Source organism: Lewinellaceae bacterium (assembly GCA_020636135.1).
Classification (GTDB): domain Bacteria; phylum Bacteroidota; class Bacteroidia; order Chitinophagales; family Saprospiraceae; genus JAGQXC01.
Window position 1 is genome coordinate 1 of record JACJYK010000004.1, and the last position, 22,941, is coordinate 22,941.

21 protein-coding genes are annotated in these 22,941 nt (G+C 49.6%); 7 read left to right on the top strand and 14 right to left on the bottom strand.

Features of this window, described 5'->3' with window-relative positions; all coding sequences use genetic code 11:
• Window positions 1-466: 466 nt before the first annotated feature.
• The 10 genes from H6570_21940 to H6570_21985 form a co-directional block, all read right to left on the bottom strand.
• Window positions 467-1,990 (bottom strand): serine hydrolase, encoded by a 1,524-nt coding sequence (locus H6570_21940; GenBank protein MCB9321958.1) that lies wholly within the window; start codon window positions 1,988-1,990, stop codon window positions 467-469.
• Window positions 1,991-2,062: 72 nt separating this feature from the next.
• The gene (locus tag H6570_21945; protein ID MCB9321959.1) at window positions 2,063-2,707 is read right to left on the bottom strand and encodes a hypothetical protein; all 645 of its coding nucleotides are present in this window, start codon (window positions 2,705-2,707) and stop codon (window positions 2,063-2,065) included.
• A 110-nt stretch (window positions 2,708-2,817) separates the two neighbouring features.
• Window positions 2,818-3,096 (bottom strand): hypothetical protein, encoded by a 279-nt coding sequence (locus H6570_21950; GenBank protein MCB9321960.1) that lies wholly within the window; start codon window positions 3,094-3,096, stop codon window positions 2,818-2,820.
• 190 nt (window positions 3,097-3,286) lie between these two features.
• A complete protein-coding gene (locus H6570_21955) occupies window positions 3,287-4,405 on the bottom strand; it encodes an ABC transporter permease (GenBank protein ID MCB9321961.1) in 1,119 nt (372 codons plus the stop codon).
• Between the two features lie 9 nt (window positions 4,406-4,414).
• The gene (locus H6570_21960) at window positions 4,415-5,521 is read right to left on the bottom strand and encodes an ABC transporter permease (GenBank protein ID MCB9321962.1); all 1,107 of its coding nucleotides are present in this window, start codon (window positions 5,519-5,521) and stop codon (window positions 4,415-4,417) included.
• 6 nt (window positions 5,522-5,527) lie between these two features.
• A complete protein-coding gene (locus H6570_21965) occupies window positions 5,528-6,268 on the bottom strand; it encodes an ABC transporter ATP-binding protein (protein MCB9321963.1) in 741 nt (246 codons plus the stop codon).
• A gap of 2 nt (window positions 6,269-6,270) precedes the next feature.
• Window positions 6,271-7,203 carry an ABC transporter ATP-binding protein gene (locus H6570_21970; GenBank protein ID MCB9321964.1) on the bottom strand — a complete coding sequence of 311 codons (933 nt, stop codon included), beginning with the start codon at window positions 7,201-7,203 and terminating at the stop codon, window positions 6,271-6,273.
• The gene (locus H6570_21975) at window positions 7,169-8,164 is read right to left on the bottom strand and encodes an HlyD family efflux transporter periplasmic adaptor subunit (GenBank protein MCB9321965.1); all 996 of its coding nucleotides are present in this window, start codon (window positions 8,162-8,164) and stop codon (window positions 7,169-7,171) included. The genes H6570_21970 and H6570_21975 overlap by 35 nt, the downstream gene beginning before the upstream one ends.
• Before the next feature lie 75 nt (window positions 8,165-8,239).
• Window positions 8,240-9,502, bottom strand: a complete 1,263-nt coding sequence (locus H6570_21980; GenBank protein ID MCB9321966.1) for a TolC family protein — start codon at window positions 9,500-9,502, stop codon at window positions 8,240-8,242.
• Window positions 9,503-9,517: 15 nt separating this feature from the next.
• Window positions 9,518-10,144 (bottom strand): TetR/AcrR family transcriptional regulator, encoded by a 627-nt coding sequence (locus H6570_21985; GenBank protein MCB9321967.1) that lies wholly within the window; start codon window positions 10,142-10,144, stop codon window positions 9,518-9,520.
• A gap of 290 nt (window positions 10,145-10,434) precedes the next feature.
• Here H6570_21985 and H6570_21990 point away from each other — a divergent pair, with 290 nt between their 5' ends.
• From H6570_21990 to H6570_22015, 6 genes are all read left to right on the top strand, one after another.
• Window positions 10,435-11,211 carry a DUF2490 domain-containing protein gene (locus H6570_21990; protein ID MCB9321968.1) on the top strand — a complete coding sequence of 259 codons (777 nt, stop codon included), beginning with the start codon at window positions 10,435-10,437 and terminating at the stop codon, window positions 11,209-11,211.
• A gap of 466 nt (window positions 11,212-11,677) precedes the next feature.
• The gene (locus tag H6570_21995) at window positions 11,678-12,148 is read left to right on the top strand and encodes an effector binding domain-containing protein (GenBank protein ID MCB9321969.1); all 471 of its coding nucleotides are present in this window, start codon (window positions 11,678-11,680) and stop codon (window positions 12,146-12,148) included.
• A gap of 71 nt (window positions 12,149-12,219) precedes the next feature.
• Complete coding sequence (gene modA / locus H6570_22000) at window positions 12,220-12,927, top strand: molybdate ABC transporter substrate-binding protein (protein MCB9321970.1); 708 nt, start codon at window positions 12,220-12,222, stop codon at window positions 12,925-12,927.
• Window positions 12,920-13,318: a TOBE domain-containing protein gene (locus tag H6570_22005; GenBank protein ID MCB9321971.1), complete on the top strand. Its 399-nt coding sequence runs from the start codon at window positions 12,920-12,922 to the stop codon at window positions 13,316-13,318. Before modA ends, H6570_22005 begins: the two co-directional genes overlap by 8 nt.
• Window positions 13,318-13,989 carry a molybdate ABC transporter permease subunit gene (gene modB / locus H6570_22010; GenBank protein MCB9321972.1) on the top strand — a complete coding sequence of 224 codons (672 nt, stop codon included), beginning with the start codon at window positions 13,318-13,320 and terminating at the stop codon, window positions 13,987-13,989. Before H6570_22005 ends, modB begins: the two co-directional genes overlap by 1 nt.
• Window positions 13,986-14,864: an ATP-binding cassette domain-containing protein gene (locus H6570_22015; protein MCB9321973.1), complete on the top strand. Its 879-nt coding sequence runs from the start codon at window positions 13,986-13,988 to the stop codon at window positions 14,862-14,864. Before modB ends, H6570_22015 begins: the two co-directional genes overlap by 4 nt.
• A gap of 6 nt (window positions 14,865-14,870) precedes the next feature.
• Here H6570_22015 and H6570_22020 read toward each other — a convergent pair whose 3' ends face one another.
• From H6570_22020 to H6570_22030, 3 genes are all read right to left on the bottom strand, one after another.
• Complete coding sequence (locus H6570_22020) at window positions 14,871-16,481, bottom strand: VCBS repeat-containing protein (GenBank protein MCB9321974.1); 1,611 nt, start codon at window positions 16,479-16,481, stop codon at window positions 14,871-14,873.
• A gap of 69 nt (window positions 16,482-16,550) precedes the next feature.
• The gene (locus H6570_22025; GenBank protein ID MCB9321975.1) at window positions 16,551-18,137 is read right to left on the bottom strand and encodes a SusD/RagB family nutrient-binding outer membrane lipoprotein; all 1,587 of its coding nucleotides are present in this window, start codon (window positions 18,135-18,137) and stop codon (window positions 16,551-16,553) included.
• Window positions 18,138-18,159: 22 nt separating this feature from the next.
• Window positions 18,160-21,459, bottom strand: coding sequence for a SusC/RagA family TonB-linked outer membrane protein (locus tag H6570_22030; GenBank protein ID MCB9321976.1), 3,300 nt, complete (start codon window positions 21,457-21,459; stop codon window positions 18,160-18,162).
• Between the two features lie 390 nt (window positions 21,460-21,849).
• On the opposite strand from H6570_22030, the gene H6570_22035 reads away from it, so the two are divergent.
• On the top strand, window positions 21,850-22,173 hold the full coding sequence (locus H6570_22035; GenBank protein MCB9321977.1) for a Dabb family protein: 324 nt from the start codon (window positions 21,850-21,852) through the stop codon (window positions 22,171-22,173).
• An 84-nt stretch (window positions 22,174-22,257) separates the two neighbouring features.
• On the opposite strand, the gene H6570_22040 is transcribed toward H6570_22035, so the two are convergent.
• Window positions 22,258-22,914 carry a hypothetical protein gene (locus H6570_22040; protein ID MCB9321978.1) on the bottom strand — a complete coding sequence of 219 codons (657 nt, stop codon included), beginning with the start codon at window positions 22,912-22,914 and terminating at the stop codon, window positions 22,258-22,260.
• Window positions 22,915-22,941 lie beyond the last annotated feature (27 nt).

Below are 22,941 nucleotides of genomic sequence, written 5' to 3' on the forward strand. Positions count from 1 at the left end.
CTACTTTCCTGATCCAATTCGAATTCTAATGATTTGAATTTAGGATCTCTCCTGGTTCTTTTCCACCAAATCCTTTTCGCGATGGCAAGGTAATAAGTCAGTAAGGATGACTCCTGGTTGAATTTGTCATTTCTAATATTTCGATCTACGGCTACCAATGCATCGTTACTTATTTCATCACCGTCATGAATATCTCCTCCATATTTCGCCACTAAATTAATAGCAGAATCTCGCCACCCTAGTTTGAAATATGCAAAATACAAAGCTTGATTCCGCATTTCATCCGGGCCCTTTATGGCTTTGATCAATTCCTCATCTGTTCTGAAAGTAATGCTCCTATTCATGCATTAGTTCCTACTTAGTAAATCTGGTACCCAATATAAATGCAAATCTTTGATTAGGTTAAGTTATGTAGTGTTTACGTATTACGTGTTCACATGCGAAAAGCGAACGGCATACAGCGATATCACGATTTTCCCGGCACTGCCTCCATCAGCAAGGCTAATGCTTTATTCAGATCCTCTCCTCCTTCCGGGGCACCTTTGTAATGTCCGAGGCGTACGACCACCAGGTCGTGTGAAGGGATGATGATGGTATATTGCCCGCCGGCGCCAGCCATAAAATAAGCATCCTTTGGTATTGGAAACCCTCCATCGCCATTGATCCAGAAGAAACCTCCGTAGATGGGCCTCCGGTCAGCTTTCCAGGCAGGAGCCAGTGTACTGACAAAGGCAGCATAACCCTCGGGGAGGATGCGCTCGCCATTCCAGACGCCGTCCTGGAGATAAAGATTACCCAGACGGGCCCAATCGCGGCCACTGGCAAATTCATAGCCCTGCAAGAGGAAATTGCCGGTTGGATCCGTCTCCATGATCATATCACGCACGCCAACTTTATCGAACAATGCCCGCTGCGGATAACTCAGGTAGTCCTCATGCAGGTTGTTCTCCACACCCAGCCGTACCAGGTAATTGATCAAAACCGGATCGGAGTTCCGGTAACGGCCGATGGTGTTTGGTGGCCACTCCTGCGGGCGGGTTGCTGCCCAATGAAAGGAGTTACCGGCATCGGTATAGACATACAGATGGTCCGGATAGCCCAATGACTCATCGTAATCCGGGTCCTGAGGCGCCCGAAAGCGCAACCCGGAAGACATATGCAAAATATCTTTAATGCGAATTTCCTGACGAGGATCTCCGGGCTCCTGCCATTCCGGCACCGGTGCTGACTGGTCCAGGGTGTAAACTCCTTTCTGCATCAGCGTCCCCAACAAGGTGGCCGTCAGACTCTTGCCCATTGACCAGCTCTCCAGCGGTGTATGCATGGTGATGCCATCTCGGTACCGTTCACCCAACAGGCGGCCTTTCCAGGTCACCACAAATGCCGCAGTCATCCCCTTCGGGTCTGCAAAGGCAGCGTCCAGAGCGGCTTCTACTTTTTCTAAATTCACTTCCGTTGGCCAGGGATCGCCAGGCACCAGGTCACCCATCGGCCAGGGTGTGGTCGCAGCATCGGGCAAATTCTTCTGGATAGCGACCGGCCGGAAATACACGGAATCCACCCCTTCCGGCAAAGTTACACAACCCTGATCCCCATAGTACCGCGCAACCCGTACGGTGCCGTCGGGGAGCGTAAGCCGCACTTCTTTCTTTTCTTCGTCGATAACCCGCTTGATGATCTCTTTCCGGTATTTGTAAGGTGCACTGAAGTATCCGATGTTTTCTGCTGCAAAGTCGGCATCCAAACCGGTAATGAATACAGCAGAACACAGGATCTTGGCAAAGCCGGAGATGTGGTGGGACAGTGCATTTCCCGGTACCTGTTCATAAGGCGTATTCATCTCAAAGGAATCGGCGCGCGCGATCAGCTCTTCCTTGGTCGCAATATCCGAAGCACTACCTAACGTGGAATCCTGATGGCCACAAGCCACCGCTACTAATCCGAGGGCCACGAATCCCAGGAGTATCAACACATTCTTTCGCATAATCATTGGTTATGGTTAAAGCTACAAATAATGGGGTTTTTTCCGCGGTAAAGACTTATCCCAGGTTTACAAGCTGGACTATTCTTTCTCCGGATCCCTATCCAGCTCTTTTCTGAATTCCGGATAGGATAGCATCCTGAATGTCGAAAGGTCGGGCATCCTGAAGCCCGCCTGCGGGATCCTTTCAATGGAATCTACCTCCCTAAAAACCATCTTTTCACTTCCTATATACCGGTATACTTCCAGAACAAACGGAAAATCCAAATAATCCGGATCAAGGAATTCATGCGGATTAAGATGTCTGTTTAAAAAGAAATAGATGTGCGGGTTGTAATTATAGATGTAATCAGGCACCTTGCCTAAAACATAATACGTAATGGATGTGTCCAATCCGCCTCCAACGGCTTGAAGAGAAATTTCTTTTTTTTGATAGATCACACCGGAAGTTCCTAAAGATGTAGTCACTTCGTCACCGGTGCATTCCCAAACTTCATCAACCAGATCTCCAACGACCCATTTTCCACCCGAGTCGCTCAATGGTATTTGCGTTCCGATTTGTTTCTCTTTGTTAAAAAGGAAATTTTGACCAAAACGATAATCTTCCACTGAATATCCATATTTGGTCTCCTGAAATGCCGTATCATTAAATAAATAAAATTTCGTCGTATCTTGATTAGCAGAAAGTCCAACAGTTATTAATAATAAAACGAGTGAATCCACCATAATCGACTAATTATCAACAGATTAAATTCAATGCTATCTATGACATTTTATATTTACTTCACTTCCCATTTAAATGCTTCGTATGGATATTTCCATCTGGCGTGAAACAGTTACTCCCGCCACAACCCAATTTTAAATGGATTTATTTTTGACTTCAGAAATAACTGCATGCGGGCATCATTCACTTTTTCTTTCTTAGCCGGAAAATTCGTTTCCATCATCTGGATTCCTCTTCCTTTCCATGCCAACCCGATGAATTCAAATTGACCATCCGAAGAAATGAAGGCAGAGGGGCGGTATAAGCCTTCTATTTGCCAGAAAACAAATGGTAATTGCAGGGTCAGTACGACAACAAAAACAATCGATGGTATGTAGATAAGTGGACGCATTTATTAAAGTATTGCATTAAATGTAGCAATTAATCCATAAAATGGGATGCAAAAAACAAGGATGCATAAGGCTGAATTTCACCCGGAAGGAATAATAAGCAGAACACCATAAAATAACCAGTTCCCCGAATTCGATTCGTGTGCCCCCCTACTGAATACGAACTGCTGATTACTGAATACTGACCAACCGCTACACCGTCTTCCGGTACCGCCATACTGCCAGGCTATTAAATAAGATGCCAAAGGCCCCGATGATACCAACGTAGGGCAGGATATCCATAAATCCGGCACCCTTGATCATCACCCCGCGGACTACTTCGATCATGTAGGTTACCGGATTTGAGTAAGCAATGACCTTGGCCCAGCCAGGCATGCTTTCGACCGGAGTGTACAGTCCGCTCATTAAAATGAATATCATCACAAAAAAGAAAGACACGAAGGTGGCCTGTTGCTGGTTATCCGCAAAAGTAGAGATGAGCAGACCTATTCCCAGGATAGCCGCCAGGTAGAAAGCGGAGAACGCATAGATTACCCACAGCGGACCGACTGAAACAATACCATAAACCACATAGGCGATCACCAGACCCAGAGTAAGCGAAAACATACCCATGACCCAAAATGGGATCATCTTACCCAACAAAAACTGGTATTTTTTTATTGGCGTCACATTGATCTGTTCGATGGTACCTGCTTCCTTTTCCTGAACGATGTTCATGGATGCCAGAAAGCTGCCCACCATGGTGATAAGTACCGCCAGGATTCCCGGCACCATAAAAAGATGGTAATCGATGTGCGGGTTAAACCAGAGTTGTGGTTCGATCTGCACCATTTCCACCGGACTGTATCGCGGCCATTGGACCCACTCAGCCCGGATGTGATTATTAAAACGCCTGATGATCTGCCCCGCGTAGAGCTGACTCAGCCCGCCTTTGACCTGGTTGATGGCATTGGCATACAAAGCAAGGGTAGCTCCATCCTCACGAACCAGGTCACGCTCGAAATGAGCCGGTATCTCCAGGATCAGATCGGCTTCATTACGCTCCACAGCTCCTAAAGCCTCATTAAAACTGGAGGAATAATTAGCCAGTTGAAAGTACCCGGATGCTGTCATTTCTCCCATCAGCTCCCTGCTATAACTGGAATGATCCTGGTCAACCACTGCCAGATTAAGCTGTTTGATCTCATAGTCGGCAGCAAATGGCAATACGATCAACTGGATGATCGGTACTGCCAGCATCATTCGCACAATGGTCGGATTCCGCCGGATCTGCTGAAATTCTTTTTCGAGAACATATTTGAACGTACCCATATTCAACTGTCAATTTAATCGCAACCGGAAGCGACGGATGCTAACCACTAAGAAAAATAAGGCCATGCCCAGCAGGATAAGTAACTCCTTCCATAACGTAAAAATAGATACCCCTTTCAGGAGGATGCTTTGAGCAATGGTATAAAACCATCGCGCCGGAACTGCATGTGATATCGCCCGTAAAACCCAGGGCATATTCTCTATCGGAAACATAAACCCGCTCAGGATAATCGTTGGCATCATCAGTCCAATTAAAGACATGAACATGGCAACCTGCTGGGATCCGGCAACTGTGGATATTAATAACCCCAATGCCAGAGAAGTCAGGATAAAGATCAAACAAGCAAAAAGGAATAAAATCAAACTACCGTGGACAGGTAGACTTAATAACGTATAACTGAGCAATAGGATAATCAGAACATTGATAAATGATAACAGGAAATAAGGTACTGCTTTGGCGACGACAATCCACATGGGTTTCAGGGGACTAACCAGCAATACCTCCATGTTGCCGTTCTCCCTTTCCCGGACAATAGCAACCGACGTCATCATAGCGGACAGGATCATAATGATCATCGCCATCAAACCTGGAACAAAGTTGTAGGCACTCCGCAGCTGAGGATTGTATAGCATATGGGTTTCTGTCTGAATCGTATAGGGCAGAGATTGCTCTGCCAGCAGCCAGTTCTGAAAGTTGCCAAGGATAGCACTGGCATAGCTTACCATCGTATTAGCTGTGTTGGTGTCGGTGGCGTCAGCAATAAGCTGTACGGTGGCCTGGTGCTGGTGGGAAAGCAAATCAGCAAACCCGGCAGGAAATACCACCACCATTTTTACCTTATTCTTATGAAATAACGGTTCGATTTCTTTTTCATCCTGGATGCTGGTCGTGACCGTAAAATATTCACTGGCATTCAATTGCTGAATGATGCGCTGGGTGTACTGGTCATGGGAGGCATCCAAAATGGCTATCTTGCTGTTTTTCAACTCATTGGATAATGCAAATCCAAACAGGACAATTTGCATCACCGGCATGCCAAAAAGGATGATCAGCGACCGGCGATCCCGCAGGATGTGCCAGAATTCTTTCCGAATAAATGCCAAAAATGTTTTCATTGATGCTTATTCCTGTCTTTGTGCCGCACGGGCCAGTTGATAAAAAACGTCATGCATGGTCTCCTTACCCATCTTATGGCGCAGGTTTTCCGGGCGGTCCAGGGCGGCTACCCGTCCGTCAACCATGATGCATACCCGGTCACAATATTCCGCTTCATCCATATAATGCGTCGTTACAAATACCGTGATGCCGCGTTCAGCCGCCTCGTAGATCAGTTCCCAGAACTGGCGGCGGGTGATGGGGTCCACCCCTCCTGTCGGTTCATCGAGAAAGACAATCTTGGGATCATGCTGGATGGCCACCAGAAAGGCCAGTTTCTGTTTCCAGCCCAGAGGCAAGGAGCTCACCTGATGGTCGATCTTGTCCTGCAGGCCCAGTTTCTCCGCGAGCTCATTGATCTTGAGTTTAAGCTGATCTTTGTTCATTCCATAGATACCGCCGTAAAAGCGGACGTTTTCCCTTAGGGTAAGACCGTCATACAGGGAAAATTTCTGGCTCATATAACCGATCTGCCGCTTGACCGCATCGGTTTGCGTCTCGATATCCAGGCCCAGCACGTCGATTTTTCCCGAGGTGGGTGTCAGCAGGCCACAAATCATCCGCATCGCGGTGGTTTTACCGGCCCCATTGGCTCCCAGAAAACCAAATATCTCTCCCTGGTTTACATCAAAGGAAATGTGATCAACGGCGGTGAAATGCCCGAATTTTTTGGTTAATTCTCGTACCTGAATGACGGGTGTATGCATGGTCAGGAAGCTAATTGGTCCATAAAACAATCTTCTACCGTAGGTTGAATCTGTGCAATGTCGACGTGATGGTGCCCCTGCATTTGCAGGTAGCCCCTCAGATCATCCACCTGGATGGGTTTCCTGAAGGTGACATGGTGTGCTTCCCCAAAAGCGAAACAGGTGTCGGTAACCGGATACTTTCGCAAATCCTGTAATAAAGCAAACATACGGTCGCTCTGGATTGCGTACAGCGGCTTGCCAAATCCATGGATCAGGGCTTCCGGAGTGGAAATATCCAGCAGTTCGCCCCGGTCCATCATCGCAATGCGGTCACAACGCCGCGCTTCGTCCATATAGGGAGTACTTACGATCATGGTCATTCCATCGTCTTTCAGTTTGGACAGGATGTCCCAAAATTCCTGCCGGCTGACCGGATCCACCCCGGTAGTCGGTTCGTCCAGAAGCAGGATGGAAGGCTTGTGAACCAGCGTACAGCACAAAGCCAGTTTCTGTTTCATCCCACCGCTCAGCTGGCTGGCGCGCCGGTGCTTGAAGGGTTCCAGCTGAACATAAATATCTTTGATGAGGTCGTAATTGGCTTCAATCGTGGTATTGAAGACGGTGGCAAAAAAGCTAAGGTTTTCCAGTACGGTGAGATCCTGGTATAGGGCAAAGCGACCCGGCATATACCCGGTGATCAGCCGCAAGGACTGAAAGTCTTTCACCACATCATAACCCAGCACTTCGACCTGGCCTGCATCCGGCAGGATAAGTGTTGCCAATATGCGGAACAGGGAAGTTTTACCCGCTCCATCCGGACCGATCAGCGCCAGCAATTCTCCTCTACCCACAGAAAGGTCCAGGCCTTTAATAGCCACGACGGTACCTTTGTCGTAGGTTTTGCGAAGTTGCCGGATCTCAACTGCCGGTTGACTGGAAATCGACTTCTCCATACATCCCTATTTTTATTTGTCCATCGTTCTGCACGCGAATTTTCATGGCGTATACCTGACTACTGCGTTCATTTTTCGTCTGGATGGTTTTGGGAGTAAATTCCGCTTCGTCAGCGATCCACTCGATGGTACCGGCGTAGGATTTAAAGCCCCCGTTACCATCATCGATACGTACGTTGATACCGTCCCCGACTTTGACCTGCTGCAATTGATCAGCAGTCACATACGCGCGGAGGATCATTTGCTTCAGGTTACCCAACCGGTAGAGGGGTTTGCCCGGGTTGACCATTTCATCCTGCTCCACATACTGGGTCAGGACGACACCATCGATCGGATTGACAATGTTGCACCGGTCAATCTGATCCTGGATCTGTGCCACCCTTTTGACCAGTGGTTCCCCTTCACTGAGGATGGATTCATTTTGTTCATGGGTGACCGACTGCTGTGCATTGATCTGCTGTTTAAGCACCTGGATCTGTTGGGTAGCCAGATCCACTTGCTGCTGCAATACATCCAGTTGTCCGGTGATATCATCCAATTGTTTAGCCGGAATCGATTTACTGGCGACCAACGGTTCCACGCGGTTTTTCTCCTTGATCCAGATGGCCCGCTGAGCCTCGAGAACGGACACCTGTTTTTCCTGGGCCTGGATCTGTTGCTGGAGAACGGCAACTTGAGGTTGCGCGCTCATGGTCTTGATCTGAAGGGCATTGATGCTCGCTTCCAGTTGTTCTTTCTGGAGCTCCAGACCGGCGCAGTCCACCTGTCCCAGTGTGTCCCCGGCGGCGAGGTGCATGCCCTCTTCCAGATCCAATGATTTCACCAACCCGGATACCTGGGCGGCCACGATGACTTCTTCGGTTTCAAATACACCGCTGGCATCGTATCCCAGCTTTTGGGAAGAACATGCCGACCATAGCCACAGGCCGGCCATCATGCCAAATATTATTCCTTTTTTCATGCGTAAAAAGCTTGATTTAAGTACATTAGGATATATTAACCATCCCATTCGGGATAATTGTCGATTATTATTCGCTTATAATTTGCCTTGCAGCCATGCTATCCGGGCTTCCTGCCACTGGGCTCTGACCCTTGCCTGCGTCACCATTTGTTCTGCGGTTTGTTCTTCGGTGATCCGGTCGAGCAGTTCGCTGTAGGCCACCAGCCCTGCCTCATAACGGCCTTCGTAATCCTTGCGATTGGCTTGTGCCAAAACCAGTCTGCGGTCCCAGGAATCGCGTGACCGCTGTGCAGATGCCAGGGCATTTTCTTCTTTTTCCAGTTGTACATCCTGACTTTGTTTCCAGGCGTCCTGCTGATCCTGGATCTGATCACGCTGGAGGCGCTGAACCGCCAAAGCATGTTTCTGGGTGCCATTGTAAAATTTGGACAGATCCAAGGTCAGCCGTGCTCCCACGATAGCATAAGTATCGAACTGATCGCTCAGCATGTTCAATCCGGGCCGGCCATAACCTGCCGTGGCAAATGCACCGATTTGTGGCCGGTTCTGACGAAGGATGATGGATTCCTGTGCTTTGGTAGCCTCGGTCTGACGGGCATAGAGCTCGACCATAGGATGCTGTACATCCGGTGATGCAGCCGGGGCAAAGTCACCAAAAACGGCCGTAGTATCGTAAAGCTGACCGGTGAGTGTCTTCAGAGCATCCAGAGCGACCTGTTTCTGGGCTCTGGCATCCAGGATATTTAATGCCAGTTCCTCGGCCTTCATCTGCAGCTGACGCTCATCCGATATACTGGTGATCTGGGCATTTACCAGATCATGCACCTGTTTTAAGCGGCCCTGGATGGACTGTTGCTGAGTCCGCAACAGATTCAGCTGATCCTGGGCGAGCCGGATGTTGAAGTAGGTCTGGATGACTTGCTCCTTGATGCTGTACAATTGCGTCTCCAGGCTTTGTTTCTGTACTGCGGTCTGCGCCTCCAGAAGATTCTCCTGCGCCCGGATCATTCCCCCGTCCCAGATGGTCTGCTGGATTTCCGCCGTGACCCGGTACTGATCTTTGGTAGGTGTGGGGATGTCTATCCCCGGGAATTCCAGGGGCACGGAAGTAACCTGTGATTGCCAGGTGGCCTGGCCTCCCAGCTTAACGGTAGGTAACCACATCGCCGTGACCTGTTTAGCCTGTGCCTCCTGGATAGAAGGCAGCCGCTCCTGCATTCTGAACAACGGATTCGTTGCTACGGCCTGCTCCAGGCAGGACTCCAGGGTGATGTTCTGACTCCAGCCTGCCAGAGGCAATGAAAGGATGCAAGTGAGTCGGATCCAAAAATTTCTCATACGATCGGTTTCGTTTTATGATGGTTTAAGAGCACTCCGTACAAATGCAATGATCTGTTCTTCGCGCTCATTGAGAAATGATTCATACTGTGATTCATTGATGCCAAGCATATGGATCATCATCGGCTTGGCTACAAACGTAAAAATGCTCATACTCAGCACATTCATGATCAGGTGCAAAGGCTTGAATGGAGCGATCCTGCCTTCTTCAATCTCCTTCTGTGCCTGATTGAATAATTGACGGAGGTCAACCCGGTGCTGCTGGGGTATCAGCTGACTGGGGAAGCTCTCCGGGTCTTTATTGATTTCATTGATGATAAACAGTGGCAGGTAGGGATTTTGACGCATGTTGGAGATGTAAATGTGGATGAAAGACTCCAGTTTCTCCGTGATTGTCAGAGGAGATGCGAGTATCTCTTTAAAAGAAGCGAGCATGGTTTGGAAGGCCTGGATAAAGATGGTCTGGAATAGTTTGTCCTTGCTGCGGAAGTAATAGTGCAGGAGAGCCTTGTTAACCCCCGCCTGGTTAGCGATGTCCTGCATGCGCGCACCGGCCATACCTTGCTTGAAAAAGACCTTTCTGGCTGCTTCAAGGATACGGGCTTCAGTATCTACCTGTTCTTGACTATTTGGTTTATCCATTTAGTTTAACCATTTGGTTAAGACAACACAATAATACGCCACTTGATCAATATCCATTTTGGGTATTTTTCACATGATAAATAATCGCAATGATTAAATCATTAATATCAAACATATTATTGCTTGCCCCGTGCTGATCATGCCAACAATAAATTGGCTTTTGCGCTCAGACAGGCAACTTTTGATGGGCCCAAAATTTTATGACTTAAATCATAAAATTGCCTTATCCAGGTTCTCTGCCTCTCCCTCACATCAGGGTATTTTCGTCTCCGGATAAATTTTTTGGAATCATGATCCTGCCTGAAAATACATCACCCCGCAGCACCCTGTGGACCCTGCTGATCATCGGAATAACCTTTTTTGCGCAACCGCTTTCCGGACAAATCAGTCGTTATGGAGCCAGCCTCCCCGGAGCCATCGTGACACTACCCATCGATGACCATTGGTTTGTCACCGGCATGACATTTGGCGCTTCCCGCCACCTGACCATTCCGGAAAACCTGGAGCACCTCCATGCCTACACCGATATCCTGCTTTGGGAAGGCCATCTGGAAGGTGGCCGGAGTGTGAACACCTGGCTTAAAGCTGGAATTGGTGCGACCCTGAGAACCTACAATCCCTTCGAATTGACTGCCCGTCATGAATGGCGAACTTACGTTTTTGCCGTTGCCAGCCAACCAGTGTGGAAATGGAAAGTGACACACCGGATGTGGTGGGAAGAACGGTGGATCCAGAATGCCTACCGGGAAGACTACGACTACTCTTATCGTCCGCGTTATCGTATCAATCCGGTCTTTCCTTTGGCAATCGGTAAAGAACAAAAGCCATTGTATCTGAATACCTATGTGGAGGGGCTCTGGTCCATCGCGCCACACTTTGACCGGTTTTACGGACAGGAATACCGGTACTATGCAGGTTTAGGTTACAAATTCAAAGCCGGATTCAAAGCCGAGCTCGCCGGTGAATTCCGTGACATTTACTGGAAAGGCGACCACACGCAATATGGTATCGGCCGCATCACCCTCATCTACACCCTGCCGGCATTAAAAAAAATATCCCGCTCCTAGTGACCTGTTCAGATGTCCTTGTCCTTTCTACAGAAAGCAGGTTGATTGGATGGATAATGATGCCATTCGTCATCTACCATAGAACATCGTGAATACAGTCTATTTTGGCCTGAGTGGAGCCTCTGCTCAGGCCGTTTTTTTACGGAAAGCAGTCTCGCTGGAAAAACACCATGGATACAGGTGACCTCTCCGCATCAGCCAGTCTTACTTTCAGGACAGGGATCCTCACAACGGCTCCTGCGGATGGCAGGAAAGGTGAATCCTGTCCGGTTTGCGTTTTAACTTGAAAGGTCACCTCTGATACCCTAACCGTGGAACGGCGGATGAGATTTGTTTTACAATGAATCATTCGGTGTTCATGACTGAATAAACCTTCCTGGCCAAGCGAGCATTTAGAGGTGGCCAATCTTTTCCACCAATACCCGCAACTGCTGGTCCTCCCCGCCAATATTCGTATCTTGTCGTCATGAAATCAATTGAAAGACCCAAGGCATTGCTTGCAGGCATTCAGGTGCGCACCATCAACCGGAATGGACAATCCTTGAAGGATCTGGGTGTACTGTGGAAGGCTTTTTACGAACAACAGATCCAGCAACAGGTACCCCAGCGGATCAATGATGAGATCTGGGTGGTTTACCACGATTATGCTTCCGACCACCGCGATTTTTATACCGCATTCATTGGGTGTCCGGTAAAGGACCCATCGGGCCTGCCGGAAAACCTGTTGAGCCTCGAGGTTCCTGCCGGCGCGTACCTGCCCCGTGCAGTACAGGGTCACATGCCACAAGCGCTGCTGGCCGAATGGGAACTAATCTGGAATAATGAACCAAATCTAAATCGTGCCTACGGACATGATGTAGAGATCCATACCACCGTCCCGGCCGAGGATCTGGCTTGCTGGATCTACCTGTCAGTACATCGCGGCAAAGAACAATGACCGGATTCTTACGTAAAACCTGGATTGCCATCCTGCTCACGGGAGTAATATGCTGGATGCAATCGTGCCAAATGCCTTCTGAAAAACCGTTAACCATAGCTGCCGCGGCAAATCTGCAGCCGGTCATGGAATTCCTGATCAACCAGTTTGATTCGGTCAATGGCAATGAATCCCAGCTCATTCTGAATGCATCCGGTAAGATCACCGCTCAGATTTTGCATGGCGCTCCGTACGATGTCTTTTTATCGGCAGATATGAGTTACCCGCAGCAACTGGCGACTGCAGGTGTTACCACTGCTCTTCCCGTGATTTATACCAGAGGGCAGTTGGTTCTTTGCAGTGTTTCCGGGAACCCCGTGCCGGGTCTGTCCCGGGTATTGGATCAGGATATTCGTCATGTAGCCCTGGCCAATCCGGAAGTGGCCCCCTACGGCAGAGCGGCCCTGGAATGCCTCCGGAATAGTCACCTCCTCGAACAGGCCGGCAGCAAATTGGTCTATGGTGAAAGCGTAGGTCAGGCGACCCAGTTCATCCAAAGTGGCGCCGCTGAACTGGGTTTCACCGCCGGATCCTACCGCTTCTCGAATGCTTTGCCGTCGTCCGCAAGCTGGTATACGATACCGGATTCCCTGTACCAACCCATTGACCAGGGTGCGGTCATAGTACTCCATAATGGCGCTCCCCACCCGGATGCGGCGCGGTTTCTGTCCTACCTAACTTCGCAACCGGTACAGGAAATATTCCGGAAATACGGATATTTACCGGTCGGAGATGAATAAATTGAATGCCACCATTGTCGATTACCTGCAAGAAGATCACCTGCTACAGGTGCGGGTGTCGCTTGCCGATACCGCATGGCATGTCCTCTTGATTGATAGTGCATCCGCCAGAAGATTACTGGACCCCGGCCGCGAAGTCCATGTCCTGTTTAAAGAATCGGCGGTTACCCTGAGCAGGGACGAAAAGGTAGAAATTGGCATCCAAAATAAATTGTCATGCAAGGTAAAGCAGGTGCGACGAGGTGAGTTGCTGAGCCAGGTTACCCTGCAACACCAAAGTCACGATCTAACCGCCATTGTGCCGACTGCTGTGATGGATGACTTTGGAGTTACACCGGGCGATGAACTGACGGCCTGGATACGAGCAAATGAACTTATACTGGAATCCTGATGGACTGGCAACCGATCGTATTATCGCTTGAACTGGCTGGAATCACTACGGTGATCCTGCTATTAGCCGGAATACCTTTGGCGTACCTGCTGGCTAACCTGCGCAGTCGATGGAAGCCTTTTCTGGAGACCCTGATCAGCATGCCCCTGGTTTTGCCACCCACGGTACTGGGTTTTTACATGCTGGTTGCCTTCAGCCCAAATTACTTTTTTGGGGCCTGGATGGAGAAATGGCTGGCTATCCGGCTGGTCTTCTCCTTTGGGGGCCTGGTCATCGCCTCGATGATCTACAGCCTCCCCTTTATGGTCCAGCCCATCCAGGCAGCTCTGCAATCATTGCCCCACTCGCTGACCGAAGCAGGGCTTACGCTGGGGAAGTCCCGGTGGGTGATCCTGCGCAGGATCCTTATTCCCAACATACGGCCGGCCATCCTTACCGGTACCGTTCTCAGTTTCGCCCACACCATCGGCGAATTTGGAGTGATCCTGATGATCGGCGGCAATATACCCGGCCGTACCCGCGTCGCATCCGTAGCCATCTTTGAGGCAGTGGAAACCCTGAACTACCGGGCAGCCAATGGATATGCCCTGGTCCTGCTCATCATAACATTCCTGATCGTCTGGCTGGTATCCTGGATAAACGGCCGGAGCTTTAATACCTGGAACCGATGATCCGTTGGCATTTCAGGAAAAAACTGCATTCAGCCCAGGGCATCATGGAGCTTGACGTTCAGTGCCTGGCCCTTCCGGGCACCATCACCGGACTTTTCGGTCCATCCGGATCCGGCAAGACTTCCATCCTGCGGATGATCGCCGGCCTGATGACTCCGGATGAAGGCCACCTGCAAGTCGATGACAGAGTGTGGTTTGACAGCAATAACGGGCAAAACACCTCTCCTCAGCACCGGTCGGTAGGATTTGTATTTCAGGATTATGCACTCTTCCCTCACCTCAGGGTAAAGGAGAACCTGCTCTTTGGCTTACCTAAGGAGGACTCACCCCGCATCATCGATGAACTGATGCAGATGATGGATCTGCATTCTCTGGCCGGTCGTTTTCCCAGACAATTGTCCGGGGGACAGCAACAGCGGGTCGCCCTCGCCAGAGCGATCGTTCGCAAACCCCGCATCCTGCTGCTTGATGAGCCACTGGCTGCGCTGGATGCCTCCATGCGGCAGACATTGCAGGATTACCTGATCCGTCTTAAGGACACCTATAACCTGACCATTTTTCTGGTTTCACACGACCTGCCGGAGCTGTTCAAACTGGCGCAGCAGGTATGTGTGATCGAAGAGGGAAGATTGATCCGTCAAGGCAGTCCGGCGGAGCTCTTTTCTTCCGAAACTGTCAGCGGACGCTACCGGGCGCAGGGCACCATTGTCCAGATCCGGCCTTCCGGGGTTTTATTTCTCGTAGATGTGCTGGTGGGTTCCGAGGTTGTGAACGTTTTGGCCACCTCCGGCGACCTGCAGAATTTGCAGGTGGGCAGCCCGGTGCTGATCATTTCCAAGGCATTTAATCCATTCATCGTAGGCATGAATGTGTGATGGTTGCTATTTCCGGAATGTCAGCATCATGATTTGGGGAAAACTTGTGATTCCGGTTTGCAGAGACTTCGTCAATTCGGCCAGATTGTGAAAATAGGAGCCTAAAAACACATCGGTATAGCCATCCTGGTTGAAGTCCCCGACATCCATGGTCAGCCATCGCCCGTCTGCCGCTTCCGGCATGTAATGACCTACAAAATGTTGATTTCCGGTATTCTCCAAATACACAAAGCTCCGCGCACTCACCGTCGTTAAATTGTTGTAAAATGCTATGGCTACCAGATCCAGGTCCCCGTCCTGGTCAAAATCCAAGGCACGCGCCTCACTGCATCCATACATGGGAAAGAAATAGGATTCTTTAAAGCGATTTTGACCGTCATTCATAAAAATCCGGATGCCATGGTAGGGCTTGTCAATCGGAGAATAATCCCAATTGTCACCGTTCGTCAGCAGTACGTCAGGATGCCCGTCGCGGTTAAAGTCAGCCAATTCAAAGTAACTTACACCGTACACCGGTGGAAAACTCAAAGCCGTTTCTTCTTTAAATACGCCCCCACCCTGATGGTGATAAATGGACAATTTCTCCCAGGCCTGGGCCATGAGCGCTATGATCTCGGGTTTCCCATCACCATCCAGATCCTGGATGACCGCTTTCCGGGCGCCGGGCAATGTGGTTAATACATGTTCTGCGGAAGCTGATCCCCCGTCATACCAGGCCAGCTTGCCCTGATGATTGCCAAATCCGCAAACAACCACATCGGATCGCCCATCTCCGTTCACATCGCCAATGGCAAACTGGACCGGCCTGGGCAAGTGTTCGATGATCATGTTCCGGGCCAAAACAGGATCTGCCGACAGCAGCGGAAAAAAGACACCTTCCTGTTTATCCGAGGGACTGAAAGTTCCAATGCCCAGCACAAAAAGGGACTCTAATGCATGTGCCATGTCCACTGCAGGTGTCTGCAATTGCCAGGAAGATTTGATGTTTAGCTTCTGATCCAATGCATATAATTCCAGATGGTCCCCGACATACAATCGTCTTCCATCCGGATCGTATTTCAGCAAAGTGACCTGTGGAACTTCCTTCTCTCCGATCTTTATTTCACTGGCTGCGAAAGGGGCCGGCACGCTGGAAATAGTTGTAGTTGTGCCCGGGACAGGAAGTTTCTGAGGCGCTTCCTGGTGGTAATATTCGACCATGGACAGCCATTCCGCTTTAGTGATCAGAGGCTTATCCGGGTAGACATTGAGCTGCCTGAGAAATGATCTTTCGTCCGGGTCCGCCTCCTTCACCGGATCATACCCCGCGGTGCGGATTCCCAGGCGGGATCCCATATTGGGAAGTACATTTTCCACCCAGGTTTTGCGATCCAGGAGGGCTGGTTCAGGAAATAAATGGCAGGTCTGACAATATTTGTGGGCCAAAGCCTCACCATTCTCAGGCAAGGTCACCGGTAAAACGGATGGATCATTTTCAGCCTGGTTTTGCACCGAAGGGTCGTGACCACATTGTAAAAACACCAGCAGCAGGATTCCGGGGATCACCACTGCCAAATGGCGATCCGCTACCCGGATCTTCCCAGCCTTAAATTTGACGTGTTCAGGACTGCTTCTCATAAATAAAGTCGGGTGCCCATTTATCCAAAATAAGCACCCGACTCCAATTTTGTTACTCCTTCAGGTAACTTATTTCACATCCCAAAACAGCTTGCGGTCCAGTTTATCAGTACCTGAGATGGCCTGATAATTAGCCGCATTGTAGGTTATCTCATTGCCAGGGATGCTCCAACGCACCGGTGGATTGGTCTGGGTGCTGGAATTATCTACCCAAAACTGCAGCTGGGGCACGTCAAGACGTCTGAGTTCAGCCCAGTTCTGGTAAGGCTGGATGATGTTGAAATGGACCCATTTCTGGTAAGCGATCAGGGCCATCCTGGCATCGCTGGTTGTTGCATTGCTCCAGTTGACCGGATCGGAAGCCAGTGTAGCTGTAATCTCCTCCTCCGTCGGAGGTGCTGCTGCTGCTACCTGATCGTCACTGCCTGCATTCACCGACATATAGAATTCGATGGACTGACGAATTCCGGTTTCGTAGGCAGCCTGCGCCAAGGCATCATTACCACCCTTTACATAATATTCCGCTTTCAGGAAGCTGACCTCAGCGGCATTGATGATCACACCGGGGAAATACTGGTTTTGGCTGGTGGTCGTCCGGTTGTAGTAGGCGATCTGACCTCCATTGACCAGGGCTTGCTGTTCGTTACCAGTCAATAGCGGATCCAGGCCCACGTACTCGCCACCTGCTTCCGTACCCGGCTCAAAAAGAATGCGCAACCGCGGATCCTGAGAGTCTTTGAGGAAGTTGATCATTTTCTGAGGAGCGTCGTCGCCATCCCATCCGCTGGAATTGATCCCTTGCTGGAAACCCTTGGAATTGATGGGGGTATTGATGTCATACACATCGATCATGATGTTTTGGCCATTATTCTCAACGACCGGATAATCGGTTGGGTTACCGATGATCTCTGCGATTTCCGAACCGGCGCGTGAACTGAATTCCGAGCTGGCCGATACACGGGTCAGCATCCGCAAGCGCAGTGAATTGGCATACCGTCTCCACAAATCCAGGTTGCCATTATTGATGATGTCCTGTGCTTTGAAGGATGCCTGGAATCCGGTTCCAACGGAAAGCGTCTTCATCTGATCGGCAATGGATTTCAGTTCATCCAGCATGAAAGCATAGATCGCATCACCCTGATCAAATGGTGCATACGAATTGTTGTAATCACCATTGTTGGTACTCAGCAGACCGGCATCAAAGAATGGTATTTCTCCGAAAAGGTCAACCATGCGTTCGGTCTCCCCGTAAAGGAATATGGCGGCAGCCATGTTGAAGATCTTCAGATCTTCCTGCTTGGTGGCATCCGTGGCGTTCCAAACTTTCTGGAACTCGCGGTATTGAGCCAGAACGTCATAATAATTGAACCAAACGTCCTCTACACCGGAAGATCCCGGCACATACTGATTAGGGGTATTGATCCAGCCGATCGACTGGGTCCACGGATTCAGGGTGATCCGAAGGGTCACAAAGTAATTGCGGTAGTTGGGCACGACGTAGTCCACGCCGGCATTTAATATCCCGGTAAATTGCCGTTCGATCGATGTTGTAGCCACTTTGGAGGGATCCGGATAGGCATCGGCAAAATCCGCTTTCTGGCAGGCCGAGAGCAACACCAAAACGACCAGGATGCTATTTATTATGATGGATTTCATTTTTGGTCTTTTATAGTCGTGATTAAAATTTTGTACGTAACTCCACGCCGAAGGTGCGGAATGATGGGTTATTACCTGCGTTGTTTACATTCTGATACCAGCGTGAACCGGCAGTAGTTTGTTCCGGATCCAGATCTTTGATGCTGCGGTAAATGAAGAACAGGTTACGTCCAAATACGGAGATTCTGGCATTTCTCATACCGGCTTTTGCCGATATTGCTTCGGGAATATTGTATCCAAGTGCGAGTTCGCGAACTTTAAACCAATTGTTTTTATTGATATACAACTCATAACGCGAATTGCCGTACTGAGGCCCTCCCCAGTTGTAGGTACCGTTGTAATAAACAGCCTGTGAGATCACATTGGTATTGGTTTCACCCGAAAGGGCAACGCCCTCCAGGAGAATACCGTCGTTAAATACCTGCTCACCATTGGGTCCGCGATCGGCTGTCGTCTGGATACCCTGACCATTGGCATCCACATAGTAACGGAGACCGCCGTGCTCAGCGTCCATGTAATTCAAACTCTCTTGCGTCAAACCCCGGCTGGTCAGCCAGTAGATGCCGGTCGGCATGATCGAACCACCCACGCTAAAGTCGGCAACGATATCCAGGGTGAATCCGCGATACCCCAGTGAGTTGATGATACCGCCTTCGAAATCAGGTAATGCATTGCCATATTTTTCCCAGGTATTCCCGTCCAGTTGATACAGACCGTTGGGCGCAACGATCTTTTCACCTTTGTCGTTGGTGGCGATTGGGTGTGCATAGATGTCACCCATCGGTTGTCCGACCACAGAACGGATCTGAGCGGCATTACCATCAAAGTCAGCGTGCAATAACTCCGTGGCTCCATTGGCCAGTTTTTCCACAACGTTCACGTTCCGTGCATAATTAACAGTTGCATTCCAGTAGAAATCTTTATTAATGACCACGTCTCCGCCCAGCTGGATCTCAACACCCTTGTTACGCAAGGTTCCGATGTTGGTCAGTACGGTCCGCGCCCCCGATGATCTGGGCAGGTCGACCGGCAGGATCTGATCCACGATGCGGCCATTGTAAAAACTGAAATCGGCACGCAAACGTCCCCAGATATTGCCTTCCAGGCCGATCTCAAACTCACGCTTCTGCTCCGGACGGATCAGGTCGTTACCAAAAGCATTGCTGATGTAAGAATACAGGATGGGGCGTCCACCTTCGTATTGAACACCCAGGGTGTTCTGATTGTAGGCGATGTTTGCCCGGTAGATATCTGGATAATTACCTACGATTCCATAAGATGCACGTAATTTTGCCAACCGGATTGCTTCCGGCAATTCAAAAGCCTCATCCAGCAGGAAACTGGCATTGACCGATGGATATATAAAGGAGTTGTTATTGGGTGAGATCGTAGAGGTCCGGTCACGACGTATGGTACCTTCCAGGTAAATGAAGTCCTTGTAACTCAGACTGGCAATACCGAGCATGGCGTCCAACACCCGGGATGTCCGGTAATTGGATCCACCCGGAGTATTGATCGAAGCAGAGATGTCAAAGAAATTCTCCGGGCTCAGTCCGCCTGCAGTACTGCGGTTGACCAGCGTATAATCTTCCTTGCGTGCATTGTAGCCGGCTTTCAAACCCAGATCCAGGTCCGGGGTCAGGCTGATGTCATAAGACAACAACACATCACCGTAAACCAGGGTATTCACCTCATTGCTCAGGGAAAATCCGCCACCCGGATTCGCATACAAAGCGCTGGGCTGTTCCGTAGAGTTACGGTTCTGGATATCCAGGGTAGTGAGGTCGGTACCAATAATACCGCGCAGTTTCAATCCATCCATGATTTCCCAGCTTTGCTGGATGTTGGCGATCACCCGGTTGCTGTATTCGTCCGAATGCTGCTCATTGACACGCCAGACGTAATCGGCAATGTCACCTTTAAATCCGTTGTAGATGATGTTTTCATCCGGCGTAAGGCTGGCCTGGGTGCCGGTACGGAATTTGTATCCCAGACTGGTCTTGTACTTATTGAAGTACCAGTCTGCCGCTTCAAAGGTGTTCATCATGCCGGTAAAATTGTTGATCAGCCGGTCCACCTTGTAGGGGCGGTCCTTCGTATACTGGTTGATGTACTTGACGTTCAGAATGGTGTTCAGTCGCTTACTGGTATTAAAGCTGGTTGTCAGGTTTGCAATGTTCCGCTGGTTTTTCGATCCGAATGAAATCATCTGATTATCCTGGCGGGTAAAGGAGAAACGAATCGAGGACCGGTCGTTGGCATTGGTGACAGCCAGGTTGATATCCGAACTGTGGGCATTCTGGAAAAGATCGGCATAACTGGCATTGGATGCTACATATGGCCGGATCACCCCATCCCAGGCCATGATCGGCTGGCCGTCAAATAATGGACCGAAATTGACACTGGTATTAACCAAACCCCGGGTGTCCGGAGTCCCATCCTTATTGACGTCGTAATAAATGAAGCCTTCTTCATCCTGGCCGGCATCGGCGAGATTCGTAAAATAACCCGGACCGCGGATGTTCTGGTAACGCGGCAGGTAGGCGATGCGATCGGCGCTGTAACTGGCATTGAATTCAACACCAAATCCCTTTCCTTTCTTGGAGGTCAGCAGGATCACACCGTTGACAGCTTCTGAACCGTAGAGGGCAGCAGCAGAAGCACCTTTCAGCACGGATATGTTTTCGATGTCATCCATGTTGATGTCGGTAAGACCATTTCCCCGGATGCGCTGATCACCCCAGTAATTGGTGTTGTTGTATTCACCGTTACGGATCGGAACGCCATCCAGCACGATGAGTGGCTGGGTGTTTCCGGTGATTGACGAGAAGCCCCTTACGTTGATGTTCGAACCACTGGTGGCACCACCGGGGGTGGTACGTATCGATACTCCCGGCGCCTTGCCGTACAGAGCGGTCGCAAAATTGGTGATGGGTGTCATTTCCAATTCCCTGGCATCAATCGTACTGGCAGCATACCCCAACGCTTTACGCTCACGGGTAATACCCAGTCCGGTGACCACCACTTCATCCAGCATGGCTCCGGTGATCAGGACCACGTCGATCTGGGTCTGACCATTGACGGCGATTTCCTGCGTCTGGAAGCCGGTGTACGAGAAGACCAGGGTAGCCCCGGCATCATTCAGTTTGAGTTGGTAGGACCCGTCGATATCGGTAATGGTACCGTTAGAAGTCCCCTTCTCGAGGATAGAAACCCCAATGAGCGGTTCACCGGTGTCCGATGTAACCACCCCCTGGATGTTCTGCCCCATCAAAGTTGCCACCAGGAGGGTAGCAAAAAAGAGTAGACAAGATTTTTTCATTTCCAATGAGATTTAGGTGAAATAAAGAAGTGTTTTAGGCAGCTGGCTTAATAAGAAGGTGTAAACCAAGGCCTGTTTATTATGTTATTGCAAATCCACGGGAAATTTATCAATCTTTTTTAATTATTTAATATCTTCTTAATAATATTATGTTAACGGGCGTAAATTTTAAACTTTGGGAGCATTATTGAGCTAAACTTTGCTATTAGGCGGGAACTTTTACATATTTCACCCCTCCTGCGGAAGGTATCCACGCGTTGGAAGAAACAAGCCAGCCGTTTCCAACCAGCTTTCCCTCCACTTTTCAGCTTTGTAAACTACTTTTTCACCGCCCACCGGCGGCTAATCCGTTCACAATGGTTAACTTTCGCGACCGATAAATCCTTAAACATGAGCGCAAAGCCTACCATTATCCATCACGTATTTTTCTGGTTAAAGAATCCTGACTCCCAGTCTGACCTGGATCAGCTCCTCAAGGGCATCAAAGCACTGGCTGCCATCTCGACCGTCCGGGAGTTGCATGTAGGGGTGCCCGCTGCAACCGAAGAGCGGGATGTCATAGACAGCAGCTGGTCTGCCTCCGAGCTCATGTATTTTGATTCGGTCGAAGATCAGAATGAATACCAGGTGGATCCCTTGCATAAAAAATTCATTGCTGAATGCGGGCACCTGTGGAGCAAAGTGCTGGTATTCGATATCGAAGGTAAGGGTTAAGGTTACCGGGGAATTGAAATGCCGCCCTGGCCGGCAGGCTATCAACCTCAATTTGACAGTATTGCCAGCTACCGGAACGCTTTCTTATTGTTTGGTCTGACCATAGTAGGCAAGCGCTTGCTTCAGTCCTGCATCTGTCTCGACATCGATGGCATGGTCATCGACGTACTTCTCAATATCTTTTGAGTCACCCAGCATCTTCAGCACAACTTTGCGCCTGGGCCTGAATTCTTTCATTTCTCCATCCACCAGGAAGAAATAGTGGGAAATGGGGTTAAATCGCTTAAACTCCACTTTGTTACCCACATTCTGTACTACCTGTGTACTGACCTCCACTTTAAAGTGTTTCACGCAATAGATGCCGTTGCCCACGTAAATCTGCTCAACCCATTGGCCCTGAACCGGCGGAAGCAATTCTGTGACAAAACGCATCGTATCCTTACCCTGAAAAACCTCCACCATCAGACACTGGCTTTCGTCGAGTTCGATGTAATGATCACCCTGCTTCACTTCAAAGCCATGGGAGTATCCGTTGTAATTCAGGGTAAGGTCCAGGAATATGGTGCCTCCCTTGCCAATGATCCTGCCGTTCTGCCAGTCTTTGAAAAGCATGGGATCCCCATCAATCTTTTCATACCGGCTGGGTTCCACCGGCGTGGCATTTTGAAAAATGAGCGGCTCCTGCCCAAAGGTAAAGCCGGTAATTGCCAGAAAAAAAGGGAGAATCAACAGGAGGCGCATGTGCATTCGTTTCACCTAAATTAGAAT

Excerpts from the sequence above, each read along its gene's own strand:
- H6570_21965 (MCB9321963.1), bottom strand. The coding sequence starts at position 6,268 with ATGCATACACCCGTCATTCAGGTACGAGAATTAACCAAAAAATTCGGG.
- H6570_21995 (MCB9321969.1), top strand. The coding sequence starts at position 11,678 with ATGAAATCAATTGAAAGACCCAAGGCATTGCTTGCAGGCATTCAGGTG.
- H6570_22015 (MCB9321973.1), top strand. The coding sequence starts at position 13,986 with ATGATCCGTTGGCATTTCAGGAAAAAACTGCATTCAGCCCAGGGCATC.
- H6570_22005 (MCB9321971.1), top strand. The coding sequence starts at position 12,920 with ATGAATAAATTGAATGCCACCATTGTCGATTACCTGCAAGAAGATCAC.
- H6570_21990 (MCB9321968.1), top strand. The coding sequence starts at position 10,435 with ATGATCCTGCCTGAAAATACATCACCCCGCAGCACCCTGTGGACCCTG.
- H6570_22030 (MCB9321976.1), bottom strand. The coding sequence starts at position 21,459 with ATGAAAAAATCTTGTCTACTCTTTTTTGCTACCCTCCTGGTGGCAACT.
- H6570_21975 (MCB9321965.1), bottom strand. The coding sequence starts at position 8,164 with ATGAAAAAAGGAATAATATTTGGCATGATGGCCGGCCTGTGGCTATGG.
- H6570_21960 (MCB9321962.1), bottom strand. The coding sequence starts at position 5,521 with ATGAAAACATTTTTGGCATTTATTCGGAAAGAATTCTGGCACATCCTG.
- H6570_22020 (MCB9321974.1), bottom strand. The coding sequence starts at position 16,481 with ATGAGAAGCAGTCCTGAACACGTCAAATTTAAGGCTGGGAAGATCCGG.
- H6570_21945 (MCB9321959.1), bottom strand. The coding sequence starts at position 2,707 with ATGGTGGATTCACTCGTTTTATTATTAATAACTGTTGGACTTTCTGCT.
- H6570_21940 (MCB9321958.1), bottom strand. The coding sequence starts at position 1,990 with ATGATTATGCGAAAGAATGTGTTGATACTCCTGGGATTCGTGGCCCTC.
- H6570_21955 (MCB9321961.1), bottom strand. The coding sequence starts at position 4,405 with ATGGGTACGTTCAAATATGTTCTCGAAAAAGAATTTCAGCAGATCCGG.
- H6570_21985 (MCB9321967.1), bottom strand. The coding sequence starts at position 10,144 with ATGGATAAACCAAATAGTCAAGAACAGGTAGATACTGAAGCCCGTATC.
- H6570_21970 (MCB9321964.1), bottom strand. The coding sequence starts at position 7,203 with ATGGAGAAGTCGATTTCCAGTCAACCGGCAGTTGAGATCCGGCAACTT.
- modA (MCB9321970.1), top strand. The coding sequence starts at position 12,220 with ATGCCTTCTGAAAAACCGTTAACCATAGCTGCCGCGGCAAATCTGCAG.
- H6570_21950 (MCB9321960.1), bottom strand. The coding sequence starts at position 3,096 with ATGCGTCCACTTATCTACATACCATCGATTGTTTTTGTTGTCGTACTG.
- H6570_22025 (MCB9321975.1), bottom strand. The coding sequence starts at position 18,137 with ATGAAATCCATCATAATAAATAGCATCCTGGTCGTTTTGGTGTTGCTC.
- H6570_22035 (MCB9321977.1), top strand. The coding sequence starts at position 21,850 with ATGAGCGCAAAGCCTACCATTATCCATCACGTATTTTTCTGGTTAAAG.
- modB (MCB9321972.1), top strand. The coding sequence starts at position 13,318 with ATGGACTGGCAACCGATCGTATTATCGCTTGAACTGGCTGGAATCACT.
- H6570_22040 (MCB9321978.1), bottom strand. The coding sequence starts at position 22,914 with ATGCGCCTCCTGTTGATTCTCCCTTTTTTTCTGGCAATTACCGGCTTT.
- H6570_21980 (MCB9321966.1), bottom strand. The coding sequence starts at position 9,502 with ATGAGAAATTTTTGGATCCGACTCACTTGCATCCTTTCATTGCCTCTG.